13 protein-coding genes are annotated in these 15,525 nt (G+C 45.0%); 1 reads left to right on the top strand and 12 read right to left on the bottom strand.

The genetic code is table 11. The features are described from left to right. Positions 1-156 precede the first annotated feature (156 nt). From ABWT76_RS22880 to ABWT76_RS22855, 6 genes are all read right to left on the bottom strand, one after another. The gene (locus tag ABWT76_RS22880; RefSeq protein WP_054466054.1) at positions 157-741 is read right to left on the bottom strand and encodes a pentapeptide repeat-containing protein; all 585 of its coding nucleotides are present in this window, start codon (positions 739-741) and stop codon (positions 157-159) included. A 414-nt stretch (positions 742-1,155) separates the two neighbouring features. After that, positions 1,156-1,335: a 30S ribosomal protein S21 gene (gene rpsU, locus ABWT76_RS22875; RefSeq protein WP_054466053.1), complete on the bottom strand. Its 180-nt coding sequence runs from the start codon at positions 1,333-1,335 to the stop codon at positions 1,156-1,158. 506 nt (positions 1,336-1,841) lie between these two features. Beyond that, positions 1,842-2,033: a hypothetical protein gene (locus tag ABWT76_RS22870; protein ID WP_054466052.1), complete on the bottom strand. Its 192-nt coding sequence runs from the start codon at positions 2,031-2,033 to the stop codon at positions 1,842-1,844. Then, positions 2,014-4,470 carry a CAP domain-containing protein gene (locus ABWT76_RS22865; protein WP_354635001.1) on the bottom strand — a complete coding sequence of 819 codons (2,457 nt, stop codon included), beginning with the start codon at positions 4,468-4,470 and terminating at the stop codon, positions 2,014-2,016. Before ABWT76_RS22865 ends, ABWT76_RS22870 begins: the two co-directional genes overlap by 20 nt. Positions 4,471-4,798: 328 nt before the next feature. Beyond that, a complete protein-coding gene (locus ABWT76_RS22860; protein WP_054466047.1) occupies positions 4,799-6,844 on the bottom strand; it encodes an AarF/ABC1/UbiB kinase family protein in 2,046 nt (681 codons plus the stop codon). Between the two features lie 133 nt (positions 6,845-6,977). After that, a complete protein-coding gene (locus ABWT76_RS22855) occupies positions 6,978-7,700 on the bottom strand; it encodes a hypothetical protein (protein ID WP_354635000.1) in 723 nt (240 codons plus the stop codon). A 182-nt stretch (positions 7,701-7,882) separates the two neighbouring features. On the opposite strand from ABWT76_RS22855, the gene tilS reads away from it, so the two are divergent. Then, positions 7,883-8,917, top strand: coding sequence for a tRNA lysidine(34) synthetase TilS (gene tilS, locus ABWT76_RS22850; protein ID WP_054466045.1), 1,035 nt, complete (start codon positions 7,883-7,885; stop codon positions 8,915-8,917). Positions 8,918-8,964: 47 nt separating this feature from the next. On the opposite strand, the gene hmpF is transcribed toward tilS, so the two are convergent. The 6 genes from hmpF to ABWT76_RS22820 all read right to left on the bottom strand — a co-directional run bounded on the left by hmpF (position 8,965) and on the right by ABWT76_RS22820 (position 15,157). After that, the gene (hmpF, locus tag ABWT76_RS22845) at positions 8,965-10,614 is read right to left on the bottom strand and encodes a pilus motility taxis protein HmpF (RefSeq protein ID WP_054466044.1); all 1,650 of its coding nucleotides are present in this window, start codon (positions 10,612-10,614) and stop codon (positions 8,965-8,967) included. A gap of 82 nt (positions 10,615-10,696) precedes the next feature. Next, positions 10,697-10,849 (bottom strand): hypothetical protein, encoded by a 153-nt coding sequence (locus tag ABWT76_RS22840; protein WP_156331685.1) that lies wholly within the window; start codon positions 10,847-10,849, stop codon positions 10,697-10,699. A 345-nt stretch (positions 10,850-11,194) separates the two neighbouring features. Beyond that, the gene (gene ltrA, locus ABWT76_RS22835; RefSeq protein ID WP_354634999.1) at positions 11,195-12,565 is read right to left on the bottom strand and encodes a group II intron reverse transcriptase/maturase; all 1,371 of its coding nucleotides are present in this window, start codon (positions 12,563-12,565) and stop codon (positions 11,195-11,197) included. Beyond that, entirely contained in the window at positions 12,496-12,858 is a 363-nt protein-coding gene (locus ABWT76_RS22830; RefSeq protein ID WP_354634998.1) for a reverse transcriptase N-terminal domain-containing protein, read from the bottom strand. The genes ltrA and ABWT76_RS22830 overlap by 70 nt, the downstream gene beginning before the upstream one ends. Before the next feature lie 1,080 nt (positions 12,859-13,938). After that, the gene (locus ABWT76_RS22825) at positions 13,939-14,229 is read right to left on the bottom strand and encodes a hypothetical protein (RefSeq protein WP_054470484.1); all 291 of its coding nucleotides are present in this window, start codon (positions 14,227-14,229) and stop codon (positions 13,939-13,941) included. A 10-nt stretch (positions 14,230-14,239) separates the two neighbouring features. Then, entirely contained in the window at positions 14,240-15,157 is a 918-nt protein-coding gene (locus tag ABWT76_RS22820; RefSeq protein ID WP_054470481.1) for an IS4 family transposase, read from the bottom strand. Positions 15,158-15,525 lie beyond the last annotated feature (368 nt).

Raw genomic sequence — 15,525 nt, 5'->3', positions numbered from 1 at the left:
ATTAGGATTAGAGACGAGTGAAGATTCTTGATTTTGAATCATAATCTGAGGGGACAGCTTTAGGAAACGGTGACAATTGAATTGAGGGGTAAATGACACTGCCATTGTCAGCGCGATCGCCCTCCAATCGAATGGGCGAGATTAATCTTGTTTTGCTTACTCGTGTTTATGACCATCGGGCAAAATTGTATCCGTTAAATCCGCTCCTTTGAGATTAGAATTCCAGACATTCGCCCCAGTCATATTGGCGCCCCTCAAATTGGCAGCCCCGAAATCAGCGGCAATCAAATTGGCTCCACTCAGGTCAGAACCGGTCAAATTTGCCCCAACAAAACTGCTGCCCACCAAATCAGCATTACTCAAATCGGCATAACTTAAATCCGCATTCATAAAATCCGCATTATTTAACATCGCTTGCCATAAACTAGCGCACCGCAAATTCGCATAACGACAATCTGTTTTGCCGAGTTCCGCATACATCAGATTGGCCTCTTCGAGGTTAGCATAGGATAAATTTGCCCCCGTCAGTTTACTAGCGGTTAATTTGGCGTGACTCAAATTTGCTTGACTCAGATTCGTCTTAGAAAGATTGGCGCGACCTAAGTTAGCATCCGTCAGGTTAGCCCCCATCAAATTCGCCTCACTTAAATTTGCCCGATACAAATCAGACTTAACCAGATTGACCTGACTAAAATCTCGCTTTCCTGTCTGATATTCAGTAATAATTTCTAAATTTTGCATTCTTACCGATCTCACTTATGGCTTTTGCCATCATCATTAGATTGTTTTGTTTTTAATTATACTCATTTCATTTAATTTTGAAATCAAGATCCGAGTGTCACCATAGTCCAAAGCCTTTTTCTTGTCAGTATTTTGGTGTAAATAGACTAAGTTTTTGAAAATTAATTGAATAAATTGTCATGTTTTTTGAGGGATGAAGTATTTTTTTTACATAAACAATGCGGAAAAATAAAACTTCAACATAATTGTCACTCATAAATGTAAAAAAATCAATAAAATGCAATAAAAACAGGCTTTGCTCCGGAGCAAAGCCTGCACTGATAAAAATATTTTACCCAGCAAAACTAGGAAATCATTTGAATCGCTAGTATGGCGAAATTGATGAAAATCCTGTTATATAAATAGGGTATAAATTTAACGATAACGTCTTTTCCGACGAGCGGCGCTGGCTTTGCGCTTTTTCTTTTCTTGGGGATTTTCAAAATAACGCCGACTTTTAACATCTGCCAAAATTCCCGCTTTGGAAACTTGCCGTTTAAAGCGACGCAACGCAGATTCGATTCCTTCGTTTTCGCCGACTACCACTTGGGTCATTCTTGCTCCTTTTTCTCCTTTTTGATAAAATTTAGTCAAGGTTTGGTCAAGTTACAGATAGACAGATTCCAATTGAATTGCCTACCGTGAAATTGTTGTCAATTCGGTCAACCCTACAGAAAACCTAGCGGATCTATTATCCTATCTAGACAGAAAACTCTCGCCTAAGCGGCTACCTAGGTTGCTCACTCTGCTGTAGACGATCAGTTGTAGGTTGCATCTAACCCAGAGTTGCATCTAACCCAGAGGTGACAATTCTACTGGTTATTTGCCGGTTAGTGGTTCATTCTCTGTGAACCCCTGCCAAACCGCAGGCGGCCTTTGAAGTAAAGGACAGGCAAGTGTCATAATCATTTCACTTGCTAGGGGTCTAGCAGGATAGTATGTTAGCATTCTGTGTACAGCTTAACATTTAAGCCATTGCGTATCTTAGCATAAATATTTACTTCCAGACGAAACAAAGGGAATGGCTTACGCCATTCCCTTTGGCTTTAAATACCTCCAGGTCATATCCCTGCTTGGATTTCCGCTGTTAAGGGAGCATCAAAATTTTGAAAATTTGACCCCATGATTAATTTTGCGATGTTGCGATCGCAACGCTTCATGAGCTTCGGTTCCATCCGCAACGCCGAAGCGCGATCGCCTATAAATCCATCACTCGCTTGATCCTGGGGATGTTTAAGTGGTGAAATTAGCAAAACCCCGGAACTCAGAGAGGGCAATCCCTTGGATCAGCATCAAGGCTTCGCCGGTACTATTGAGAATAATTGCCGTATCTGAAGATTCTTCAGCGGGAGTCGGTGGTTCGGTGGTCGGATCTGCCGGAATGGGATTGGGGTCAATAATCCGAATATCCTGAAAGGTTAAACCACCACTCAAGACAATCAAATCGATGCCTTGTTCAAAATCCGTGATGACATCAATTCCTCCGGCATTTTCCAAAGAAAATCGGTCTCGACCCCCTCCTCCGGTCAGCAGATCGCTACCAGCGCCGCCAACGATCGTATCATTTCCCTCTGCCCCAATGATCGTATCATTTCCCGCTCCACCGGAAAGCAAATCATTTTCACTGCCGCCATCGATCAGATCGTCACCGGCACCGGCATTGATTTGATCGGGACCAGCACCCCCGTTGAGGGTATCGTTACCGGCACCAGCGGTAATCACATCTCTGCCATCACCACCATTAACGACATTATCCCCATCACCGGCTTGGATCACATCATTGCCAGCAGCACCATCAATGGTGTCATTGCCGCCCAGAGCAACGATGACATCATCACCATTGCCCCCATTGATGACATTATCTCCATCTCCGCCATTGATCTGATCGTTGCCATCACTCCCATCGAGGGTATCATTTCCGGCTCCCCCGATTAAGATATCGTTATCGGCACCGCCATTGATCTGATCGTTGCCATCACCGCCTTCTAGGTAGTCGGCTCCATCATTTCCTTGGAGGACATCATTACCCGGCCCGCCGATCAGGGTATCGTTACCATCTCCTCCAACCAGATTATCGTTGCCCAGACCGCCGTTGAGACTATCATCCCCCTCGTTGCCCTGGAGTGCATCATCGCCAATACCGCCATTCAAGATGTCATTGCCAATGCCGCCATTGAGGACATCATTCCCTTCTGCACCATCGAGGAAATCATTTCCCTCATCGGCATTGAGGGTATCATTGCCATCGCTGCCATTGAGGATATCATTGCCCAGACCCCCCTCGATGAAGTCATCACCGAGGTCGCCATTGAGGGTATCGTTGCCATCGCCCCCGGTAATGGTATCGTTATCTTTGCCGCCGTGGATCAGATCGCTTCCCGCACCCCCATCGATGACGTCAGCCCCCTGGTTGCCGTTGAGGAAGTCATCACCATCACCGCCATTGAGAGTATCATTGCCGTCGCCACCAAAGAGTTGATCGTTCCCGAGTCCTCCTTCGAGTAAATCATCCCCATCACCTCCCGATAGGAGATCGCTACCGAGGTCGCCACTCAAAGTATCGTTGCCAACGTCACCAAATAACCGATCGTCATCTCTGCCGCCGTAAATCAGGTCATCCCCATCTTCACCGTTAATCACATCATTGCCAGCATTGCCATAGAGGGTATCATTGCCGAGACTGCCAAAAATGTTATCGTTGCCATCTAGTCCGAGGATTTGGTCGTTACCAGACCCGCCATCGAGAAAATCATTTCCCCTGTCCCCGACCAGTAGATCGTCATTTTCTTGTCCAAGGATGGTATCGTCGCCATCACCGCCAAACAGTTGATCGCTGCCTAAACCCCCTTCCAGGCGATCGCCGTCTCCTTCCCCAAATAGGCTGTCATCGCCATCTCCGCCGACCAAACTATCGGCATTGTCCCCGCCAAACAGTTGGTCATTGCCATCTACTCCTAAGAGGGTGTCCTCTTCTGTGCCGCCAAAAAGAAGATCGTCACCCAGGTCGCCGGATAAGAAATCAAGTCCACCGCCGCCGAAGAGCCAGTCATTATCTCTACCACCAAATAGTTGGTCGATACCATCTTCTCCGAATAAAGTATCGTTGCCTCGGTTGCCGAAGATCGCATCATTATCATTACTGCCGAGGATGGAGTCATCGCCATCATTGCCAAAGATGCTGTCAGCCGCTAGACCGCCAAGGATCGAGTCGCTGCCACTACCGCCTTGGATCACACTGGCAATATTGGGGGCGGCGATCGCGGTTGTAGGAGTTGGCGTCCGATCGGCCAGCATTAATGTCCAATAATGTTGGGCATTAAAATTTCCGGTGTCATTTTCCAGGAAAAAATAGCCGACGCCAATCCCTTGGACGGATCTATCAAACAGATTAGCCCGTTCGCCCGGGTCGTTCAGCCAACGTTGGACTACGGATTCAGGAGTCGGTTGACTGGCAGCAATGTTTTGTTTAAAGGTAGAAAAAATATAACCGACTTCCCTGAGACGGCTGTCTGGGGTGGAGCCATTGGAGCCACTTTGACCAAAAAAGTCATTTTCGGCCATGTCCTGACTATGTTTTTGGGCGACTTGATTGAGTTGAGAATCTAAGGCTAAGGGGGCTAAATTTTCCTTAGCACGTTCTACGTTGATTAGTGCGATCGTTTGAGAGACGAATTCTGCGTTAGTAGTCATGCTAAATTGCCGTTGAAAATTAATGCGGATTGCTACTTAGTAGGATTGGTACTTAGATCGTGATGCTGCGATCGCTGGTTCAAATGTCGGAAATCAGATCAGCGATCGAGGCAACGGATCACAATAATAAAATAACAATTTTTTTTACGGGTCAGTAAATTAACAGGGTCATGCCCCAGCATCCGCTTGATTGAAACTTGTTTAATTCTAATGTGGTGATTAACTTGTGATTAACTGTCGAAAAAAAAATGGGTGAAGTTTACCCCCACCCATCAACGGCAATTTCTGAGAGATATTTTTCTCCTATCTCAGCCAGATCGAGAGTTAATTATCGACCCGGAGGAAGTGCGACGGTTTGACGAGAATGATTGTTCGGATTATGGGTTGACGGAACGGGATCGGCAGCGGAGTCACCGATCAAGAATTGACGAATTAATCGAGCGACAGCCCTTTGAGCCAAATTACTGGCTACTTCCTGACCGAGACGTTGCACTTCTGGTTTCATTAAAACTTGTGGCACCATCTGCACTAACTTCATCGGATCAAAACCCGGAGTATCTTTTAGCAAAAGTAAAATCCGTTGCATTCGTTCTAAATTTTCTTGGTCGGCTGCTGGTACTGGCGGCTGTGTTTCAGTTAGCCCAAACCACTCACCAATCACAGATCGAGCATTGTAAAAAGCATTCTGTGATAGCATATCCATACTTTTAACAATTTCATCCACCAAATAATCTCTAATGAAATCTCCCCGTTCAGAAAAGAGAAATTCTAAAGCTTGATTTAAATTTTGACTGAGGTCATAATCATCACTATTTTTGGCATTTTTTAACAAGTTTTCCAAACGATTCCAGCGAAAGCTGCCTTCTTTAAAGAGTAAATCCCGTAAAGAAGACCTTAATTCTGGGGCTGAGTCAGTTAATAAGCGCTTGGCCACATAAGGATATGCTTTACTCAGAACTTTAAATTCTGGATCGACGTTAATGGCAATTCCTTCTAAGGTGACTAAAGAGCGAATAATTAAAGCGTAATAAGCAGGAACGCGAAAGGGATATTCATACATCACTTCCGATAGTTGATCCGTAATGCTTTTGAAATTTAACTCAGCAACACTAGAACCCAAAGCGTTGCCAAATACACCGGCTAATGCGGGAACGATCGGGGTTAAGTCCGTATCTTCTGTTAAAAATTCTAATTTGACATAATCTTTGGCTAATCCTTCAAAGTCTCGGTTAACCAAGTGAACCACCGCTTCAATTAATCCATAACGCTGATAGGGTTTAACTTGGCTCATCATGCCAAAGTCGAGGTATGCTAATTTGCCATCGGTGGTGGCTAATAAATTTCCGGGATGGGGGTCAGCGTGAAAAAATCCATGTTCGAGAAGTTGCCGCAGAGAACAGTTGACTCCAACTTCTATGAGATAAGTCGGATCGATTCCTTGTTGGCGTAATTCTAATAATTTGGTTAATTTAGTGCCTTCCACCCATTCCATTGTCAGCACTTCTCGCCCTGTGTATTCCCAATAAATCTTGGGAACGTAAATATCTTTGAGATGACCATAAAGTTCCTGAAACTTTTCGGCATTCCGGCCTTCTTGGGTGTAGTCCATTTCTTCATAGATGCGAGCGCCAAATTCATCCATGATGCCTACGAGGTCACTTTTCACTCGATGTTTGAAGTTGGTGACAAACCAAATGGCCAGTTGGCGCAAAATATACACATCAAGACCCATGCTGTCTTTTAAGCCCGGTCGTTGGACTTTGACGGCGACGGTTTCACCAGTTTTCAGTTTGCCTTTGTAAACTTGACCGAGGGAGGCAGCGGCTACGGGGTTGGGAGAAAGTTCGGCGTAGATGTTTTCTGGGCGATCGCCTAATTCTTCTTCAATAAATTTATAGGCGATTTCGTTGGCAAAAGCTGGCAGTTGATCTTGCAGTTTGGTTAGCTCCTCCAGGTATAGGGGGGGCACCAAGTCTGGACGAGTGGAGAGGGCTTGGCCAATTTTGATAAATGCTGGCCCTAGTTTCGTCAGCATTTCTCGCAGTTGGATCGCTTGCTTGCCTTGATTTTTTTTGCTGTTGCCCGTTTTCTTGTCCCACCAAAGGCGCAGAGCAAACAGCAAAAATGGCCAAATAATGCTAATCTGGCGCATTAAGACTTGCAGGGGTCGCAGGCGATAATGTGTGGCGATCGCGATCGGGTCATAGCGGACTGCCGTTGGATCCGATGAACTCTGGAAGTGTTCCTCTACCGACGGGATCGCTTTTGTTTCCACCGTGACGGTAGGCACTTCTGAGGAGTTGAGATGGGATGATGATTTCGTCGCACCCACTGGTGCTTGATTCTTAGGGGGCAATACTGTCTTGACGTGCATGAATTTACCAACCAGTAGAGGAACTTAAGACAATCTTAATATATTTTAACAATTAGTCGTATGTTCATCAGCGCTTGTTGGTCTCCATGTTGCATCCGCAACGCTTCGCGAACGTACAATCTTCTGTCATCAATTAAGGACTGGAAAAATCCTGAATAATCCTTTGTCGCTTGGCTTCTAACCAGCATTCTAAAGCTTTTTGCCGTTGCTGGGCTTTCTTGACTCGGTTTTCCGGATTGTCTGCCGCAACTTCCTCCACTGGTTTTGTCGTCAAAATAAACTGATTTCCTTGTTTAACAACCCTGGGAATAAGGCTGGAACGAATTTCCCAAATATTTGCCGGTCTGATTCGCTCAAGTTGGGAGGAACTTTCTTTTGATTGATGCTGATAATTTTGCAGCGCATGATAGTCTTGGTTGACTTCTCTAGCCAGAGATTGAAATTTCAATATTTCCGCTTCTAGTTGAGCAGATAAATCGTTAATTTTTTGTGATTGTTCTTGGAGAAAATCCATGCCTTGCTTTAATTTTTCTTCCAGAGTCTCCTGATGGCTTCGTATAGATTTTATTAAAGATATTTTTAAACAATTAATCTCATGTTCTAGTTGGATTAAGTTATTAGTTTTGCAAATATATCGCTGGCCTAAATATGCGGTATTATCCTGGTATTGCTGGTTTTCTAATTTACCGTAATAATCAGCGGATAAAACATCCTGGTGTTGACCTAATCTGTGATTTTCTTTATGATAAAACACTTCTTCTAGTAAAACAGTTTCAGCATTGATGTCTGGGTGAAAATCTTTTAGATCTTTGGGCGGTATGATTTTCTTCGGACAGGGTTTGACGATTTCATACATGGTGGGTCTCCAATATTTCTATTTCTCAAACAGGCTATTAGTGAAATACCTGTTCATCATTTAAATTTACATTCGTTATCCCCAAAAATCCGTCAAGTTTTAGGCAGGAATTTGGGGAGATTGATTTTTATTATAATTGCCAGATATTAACGCAAAAACCTAGTCAACTGCCCTAGTCAGCCATGCTTAATCCATCTAATCATTTTGCTTGGACACCCCTGCACAGTAAAATACATCAAACCCTACGACAGCGACAGTTGTTATTACCAAACGATCGCATTCTGATCGCCGTTTCTGGGGGTCAAGATTCTTTATGTTTGGCTAAACTGCTGTTAGACTTACGTCGTAAATGGCATTGGCAATTGGCGATCGCTCATTGCGATCATGGTTGGCGACCTGACTCAAAAGCCAACGCTGAATATGTCGCCCAATTAGCCCATTCCTGGGATTTACCATTTCATTTGGTCACCGCTGAAAATTTAGCCGATCATAGCGAAGCTTCAGCAAGGCAATGGCGATATCAAGTCTTAGAAGCGATCGCCACCGAACATAACTACGGCACCATTGTTCTGGGACACACTCAAAGCGATCGGGCAGAAACACTTTTATTTAATCTGATGCGGGGCACAGGAGCCGATGGTTTACAAGCCTTGACTTGGCAACGCCAACTCACCGATAAAATAAAACTCGTGCGTCCTTTACTCGAAGTCACTCGCAGTCAAACCGGCGAATTTTGCTCCGGTGCAGCAATTTTTATTTGGGAAGATGCCACAAATCAAGACTTGAAATATGCTCGCAACCGGATCCGCAAAGAATTAATTCCTTATTTATGCACTCACTTCAATCCTCAAGTCGAACAACAGATCGCACAAACAGCGGAACTATTGCGAGCGGAGGTGGAATATCTCGAAGTCATCGCCTGTGAATTACTTCAGCAGTGCTTACCACAAAATCAACAAAAAGTCAATAGTAATCCCGAAAAAAACATGGTAAATCGCCGGATTTTGTTCACGGCTCCCCTGGCGATTCAGCGTCGGATGATGCGACGGTGGTTACAGAAGGTGCTTCCGGCGAATCCAAACTTCGAGCAGATCGAAAAATTGATTCAGTTGATTGGTAGCTCTAATGGTTCGCAAACCGATCCGTTTCCGGGTGGGGCGATCGCTCGCGTAGAAGGGGATTGGATCATCCTAGATCAATCCACAACCAAAAACTAGGTAAATTTGGGTAAATTGTTCACCACACCTCCAGAAATTACCAGGAATTAAGCAGAGGGAGGATTCACCAAATCGATCACCACATCGCGAATTTGCGCGATCGCCTGTTGTTGATAATTGCCTGTCTCTTGAAGCTGATTTAAAGACGCCACTGCGGTTTCCAGCTTTTGCCGCAGTTCTGCCAGTTTTGCTACCTGGGGTTTTAGCATCGCTTCATAGAGGCTCAACTGACCGGACAACTCAGCCAGCGATCGCCGTTGTTCCCGCAGTGCTTGCTCTTGCTGCGTCAGTTCTAAATGCGTGGCTTCATGATCGATTAAATCTTGATTCAGTCGGTCAAGCATTTCCTGAATACTGGGCGCCATCTGAGCAATTTCCTTCTCAAGATTTTGCAATTTCTCGGCTTGAGATTGCCGAAGTTCCTCGATTTTGCTGACCATTGGTTCCACAGATACCGAAGCTGGAGACCCCCCTGTAGGTGCTTCGGGCAACCGCAGTTTACGGCCTAAAACCACTTGATGCTGAGTTAATTTGCCTTGAAGCTGCAACAGATTGCGCCATTGACCCACCAAAGTTTCATACAACATTTGATAAGCTTCTTGTTGATTATTCCGTTGCTCCTCCACCAACTCCTCAACCTGTCCAATCACAAAAGGAAACAGATTTTGCAAATCCTGCTGCAAAGAAAGTACCACCGAGGGCAAACTCTCCAGAGGCATCTTCTCTAACTCACCCCAATCAGGATTCTCTGACACATTCACCGGGTTTGAACCACCCACTTGTTTAAGAGATTCCTGCAACTCATACTCTTCTTGCAAATAGTGACGCAGCATCAGGGCAGAATCTTGTTTAAGAAGCAAACTACTTTGGTGAACCTTCAAGTCAGCTTGTTGCTGATTTAAAGTCTTTTGAGCTTTATGCCATGCTTGCCACTGATTCTGGAGTGCCTCTGACTGGCTATCCACCGCTTGTTGCTGTTGTTGAGCGGTTTGCCGATGGTTTTCCAAACGTTGTTGATATTCGGCAACCGCTGACTGCTGATTGCTTAGTATCTCAAAAGCGAGATTCAAGGGCTCATTGACTGACTCAACAGAAATAGTGGTTTGAGATAAATAATCGACGAGTTCCTGAAGATTTTGAGCCGATCGCTCATCTAATTTGCCCGTTTGCTGGAATTCAGCTTGTTGTTGCCGGAGTTCTTCCCATGCCGCATCCAACTCTTGCCGGTTTTTGTCCAGTTCTGCTTGAAGTTTGCTGGCTTCGGCTCGCACCGATTCCATCTCTTGACGTTCTTTTGCCAACTTTTCGGATTCAGCGTGAATCTGCTCAAGCTGTTCGGCTTGGGCTTGCATTTCTTCTTCTCGACGCTGAAGTTCTTCGCTCTGGAACATCAGCGACCGCTTCCACTGCTCAATCTCTTCCGACTCTTTCTTGTACTTTTCGATCTGACGGGAGAAACTTTGCAAAATCTTCAGGAGTTCACCAGGGGTATCCTGACGTAACTTTTGGATTTGCTTACTAGGAGTCAGGTCTACCAGTACCAGCACTCCCGAATTGAAGCTATTGGCTTCCTCCGCTGGAATGACTTCTTCATTGGGAATAGCACTCCAACTGTCAGCCCGCTGACAGGCCAGCAGTTTTAACTCTGCCTTCCCACCAAAAACTCCACCTTTTTTCACTTCTGCTAGATACAGCACACTGATAGTCCTCTTCCGTGTGTATGCCCAATTGTGTAACCAGACCTTGCCCGTGGGTCAGTCAACTCTTTGTTAATCTAGTTTACAGGCCAGTGGTTGGTAGGGTCGATAGGGGAATCGCTTCCCCTACCTCCCGTACAGAACGGAACGTGCCACTTTCGCGGCATTCCGCTCCTGACTGCACGTGCCTTTCCTTGGCTCCTACTCCGGCAACTCGCGTCATCCGTTTTGGCACAACTTACCATTTTACCCCTTCCGTGTCACCGCCTTGATGGTTACGACCGTTAGACGTTTTGCATTCGCATGCATCGTGAGGGCAGTTACTCACTCAGTTTTTACTCCCTGTACGCATGACCGTTATCATTATCCTACCTATACAGGTGGCTCTAAGCATTATAGGGTTAATCTGTTGGGTTGATTTTGCAGCCGTCACAAGGTCTGCATATACTAGGCATTACCCCAGTCCGAAGGCTTTCAGAGACATCCCTTCCCCATATAGGCTTGCGAGCGGGTAAGGTTCGGAAGTCACCTTCCTCCCCTCCCCTAAGAACCGTGCGTGACACTCTTCGCATCACACGGCTCAAGCCTTACTTCCAGCCAGATAACTTGGATTTGTATGTACTTGTTTATGACACGCTTTGTGTAAGTGGATAAGATTCTCAGGGCCGTCTGAGCCACCATCTTTCACGGGTATTATGTGATGGGTTTCGATTTCTTCTCCATTGAATAAGCTGTCTCCACATATCGGGCATTTCCATTCCTGGAATTTGGCTATTTGCTCGTATTTTGAGCCTTTTGCCCAGTGGTTTTTCCCGTTTTTGATGCTTCGATTATGCCAGTATTCCCGGAGGGTAGGGTCGTCTGGACTTGCCTGACCTTTGACTTTGATGTGCCTGACAATTGGGGTTTTGCTGATGTCGTATAAGATTTCGGATTTTTCCTTGCCTTTTCTACCAGTTCCCTGACACATGAACATCCAATCAACTCCTCTATATCGCTTAAAGTAGCGATTTTTCACCCATTTTTTTGGTTTGTTGGGATGCCGCCTTAGAGACCAACGCCAGAGGTATTGCCACACTCGATAATTGATGTAGCTAAAGGTTTCTTTGCTAACCACACCTCTGTAGTAGTTCGCAAAACCTCTGAGAAGTGGGTTTATTCTATTGATGACTTGTTCTTGTGTGTTGGCTTTCATTTCGGATAGAGTCTGTCCTATCTTTTTACAGAATGCCAATACTTTTTCTTTCTGGGGTTTAATTAAACATTTGCCATTGTATTGGCGTATGTTGAACCCCAAGAAATTGAATCCATCATCAATGTGAACCATTTTTGTTTTCTCATCGCTGATTTTTAGTCCTCTTTCTGATAACCATTGCTCGCTCTGGGTAAGTGCATTTTCAAGCGATTCTTTGTCCTTTGATGTAACAACAAAGTCGTCTGCATACCGAATGATGCCTAGCTTTGGGTTAGCTTGTTTAATGACTGTTTCTAACCCATGCAATCCAATATTTGCTAATAGTGGACTTATGACACCACCTTGAGGTGTACCTGTCTCTGTGGGGTTGTATTTACCTTCATCGATAAACCCAGCTTCTAGCCAGTCCTTGATAAGTTTTCCACGTGGAACAAAACCTATCATTTCCATAATGGTTTCATGGGCAATGTTATCAAAGAACCCTTTGATGTCAGCGTCTAGAACCCATTTGTGTCCGCCGCAAGTGGGACTTGTGTTGAGTCTAATCCAACATTGTCCTATGGCGTCTTGGCAGTTTCTACCGGGTCTGAAGCCATAAGAGTTGGCTTCAAACACTGCTTCCCATTCTGGTTCTAATGAATTTTTGACTATTGCTTGTGCGACTCTATCCTTTATGGTTGGGATGCCTAAAGGACGTTTCTTACCATTTGATTTGGGTATGTACACCCTGTGGGTGATGCTTTTGGCATTTTCCACTCATTGACAAGTTTTACTCGCTGTGCAGGGGTGTTTATTACCTCCTTGTCTATCCCTGCCGTTTGCTTTCCGGTGTTAACCTGAGTAATTTGTCTGACACTAAGCAGTAGGTTTGAACGGCTTTTTATCATCAATTTCTGCAATCTTCTCAATTGCTTCCACTGACCAAGTTTTCTGGCACGAAAGATTCTTTGTCTTAGATTCCTGACATTCTTTCGGATTTTCTTCCAGTTCACCTGTGACCAGTCCTTAAGTTGTCCGTTATCTCCATTTATCAAGATTGTTCTTGACATCTAACTTATGACTCCGTTTGAGGTTTCTTGTGTCATTGTTTCTTTCGTGTAAGACCCAAGGGAAGTCTGCTATTACTTTCGTTCGGGGGCAAATTTTGAACCCCTATCTACCCCATTACAGGGCAGCGTTCGCTTTTTCCCTCATCTTCTACCCTCCAGAGATTTCCGTCTTTGTTGCCTCAGACCTACTTAAGGTTTCGACCTCCCTTAAGACTCTGTAGGGCTTACCCTGTTGCGTCATTTGAAGTTATTGATGTGGTTAGGTTGACTACCTATTCTACGGAAGGGTTTTGTTTTCACTTCTGAATAACGAAGTACCATTCAGAACTACCTTCTTTGCCGTTTTTGGCTACAGCCTGTCAGGGATAATTTGGCTGTTTCACGTATCACGTAGTTTAATCAGTAGCTATGGACTATGTTCAACCTTCCACCTCTTCCCTCTTGCTCCTCACCGCTTAATCCCTAGCAGTTTTGGCTACTTTTGGGGTCTGCATTCCGGCTGTTTCGTTACCTACTAGGCCGTGACCGGACTCACTGAGTCCTTTCCACGAGGGCTAGGGGTGAAAATCCCTAGGGGACTGGGAGTCCCGTTTCATCTGACCAGTTCAGGTCGCACACTTCGTTCCGTGGTCTTGGGTTTATTAGCTTTCTTGTGCTGCCCTCTCCCCCTGGGTACTTGTGGGATTTCTTTAATACATGAGACATACAGCTCCGTATCTTTGTAGGCGTAAAGTGTAAACGTCTACCCATTCCCCATGTTCTTTTTGAACGCAGCGTATCAACCAGATTTCGCTACTTTATAGTCGAGAGGGTTCAAGTCGGACAGAAAGCCTCACGGCTGACCATAGCTAATTGGCTCGTTGGGATTCTCCTACTGGTTAAGAGTTACCACCTTTTCAGCCCGCTTCACACCATTGATAGTGAGTCTCCGGGTGGGGCTGATGCCTAACTACCCCTGGGAATATCCCAGGAAATCCGAGTAATTGACCTCCATTAGGCCAACAAGACCACAGTTAGTCGGGTAAGGTTCAGGGATTACTCCCCTCCCCTCCCCTAAGCTAATCTTGTAGGGGTTTTGATTCATGCAGTAGAACCAAGCTTAATAAAGAAAAATCTTTCGATTGCAGTAGCTAGGACTTTAACCCCAGGGTATGGTTGCTTTTTGGTAGGTGCAAAGCCGACAATTTTGGCCACAGCTAAGACAGCATCACGTATAGAGATGATTTTTTTAGAAGATACTTTTTCTAACAGAATCACCTCAGACTCATCAAACAGAATACTGGCACTTTGGTCTGGGTTTTCTCTGACGGCATAAGTAAGAGCGAGAATCTGCCAAGCCACGACCGAATAAAAAGCCAAGGAGTTAATCAATGTCTGAATATCATCTTGCTTGTAATTTTTCCACCTGTAAAGCACCAGACTTAAGAGTGTAATGAAAGCGTTCTACCCGCCATCGCAGGGCATAAAATCGAGTCACCCTTTGGACATTACTGGTAGTGGCAATCGGAAGACTGGTCAGTAAATACCATGTGGCTGCATCTTCTGAACAGAAGATATCTTCGTTTGTTTTGGGATCGATACAACCGATCTCTTGGGCGACCACCAAAGATAAACCTTGGGTTTTATGCTTGTTGGCACTCAAATTTTTATCTGGATAAACATTGACTGCCCCTGCCCGTAAGCGAAGAATCAGTTCTACTTCCCGGTTTTGACGATAAATGCGTACTCGTTGGGTTCCATAGTCGGGCAAGTGAGACGACACATCGGGCAATTGGCAGACTATATTACTGCTGACGATTTCCAAATTACGAGCTTGATATACCCTGACGAGCAGATCTACATTTGTCTTTCGTTCGGCTTTAAAAAAACTAAAAACATCTCCTTCTCTATCTTCTACGGTCACAAAGCGTTTGCTCGATTGACTGGCTTGCTGATTGATGGCATTCAACCCCTTGAGCCATTTACTACTTTCTTTTTCTCCTTCTGGCAGGTCTAAACCTCCGTCTCGAGTCCAGTATTGTTGTCCTAAGAGTCCTAGGGGTAAACCTTGTTCATTGAGCAGTAGTACATTATGTTGCATCAATCCTCGGACATTCCCTTGTATTACCCCTAACCCAGACATTTTTTTATGTCCTGAGTAGTTGTAATAAGTTGTGTCTTGCGCGGCGATCACATATTCCCCAACCGTTGCTTCGGCTCGTTCCATCGTTGCCTGAATGTGTCCTGACAACATGATCTCTTGATTCATTTCTGGATGAGCAAATATACCCGCTACTGTTTGACGAAAACTGTTACCCATACACTGGGAAAAAGATAGATTCGGCTTGTTAATCGCCAAGTTGTATGCTTTTTCTAGACTTTTTTTACCTGGGGTCGAAATTTTCCTTGGGTGATAAACTCTGTCATGGGATGATTGCCTCAAGCACTCCGGGAATTTTCATCTTAGCTGATATAGCAATCCTATTTCAATCGTAATATTTTTGTCGGGGCAAATCCTTTTGCGCGGTGGCAAGCCCCTGCGCGTTTAGGGGTAAGCTCACGCTTGCCAAACCTGTTACCCCTACAATTCCACAACTGATATAGGACTGCTATATCGGATCAATCGCGGATCTACACGCAGAGGTTTGCTTAAGACCGTGAGTGTGTTGAGCAAACCCCTACAAGATT

Source organism: Planktothricoides raciborskii GIHE-MW2 (genome assembly GCF_040564635.1).
Lineage (GTDB): Bacteria > Cyanobacteriota > Cyanobacteriia > Cyanobacteriales > Laspinemataceae > Planktothricoides > Planktothricoides raciborskii.
Note: the sequence above shows the minus strand (reverse complement) of the source record. Positions and strands in the feature narration are given on the sequence as shown.

Bases quoted from the DNA above. Each gene is read 5' to 3' on its own strand.
- ABWT76_RS22880 (WP_054466054.1), bottom strand. From the start codon at position 741: ATGCAAAATTTAGAAATTATTACTGAATATCAGACAGGAAAGCGAGAT.
- rpsU (WP_054466053.1), bottom strand. From the start codon at position 1,335: ATGACCCAAGTGGTAGTCGGCGAAAACGAAGGAATCGAATCTGCGTTG.
- ABWT76_RS22865 (WP_354635001.1), bottom strand. From the start codon at position 4,470: ATGACTACTAACGCAGAATTCGTCTCTCAAACGATCGCACTAATCAAC.
- ABWT76_RS22860 (WP_054466047.1), bottom strand. From the start codon at position 6,844: ATGCACGTCAAGACAGTATTGCCCCCTAAGAATCAAGCACCAGTGGGT.
- ABWT76_RS22855 (WP_354635000.1), bottom strand. From the start codon at position 7,700: ATGTATGAAATCGTCAAACCCTGTCCGAAGAAAATCATACCGCCCAAA.
- tilS (WP_054466045.1), top strand. From the start codon at position 7,883: ATGCTTAATCCATCTAATCATTTTGCTTGGACACCCCTGCACAGTAAA.
- ABWT76_RS22830 (WP_354634998.1), bottom strand. From the start codon at position 12,858: ATGTCAAGAACAATCTTGATAAATGGAGATAACGGACAACTTAAGGAC.
- ABWT76_RS22820 (WP_054470481.1), bottom strand. From the start codon at position 15,157: ATGGGTAACAGTTTTCGTCAAACAGTAGCGGGTATATTTGCTCATCCA.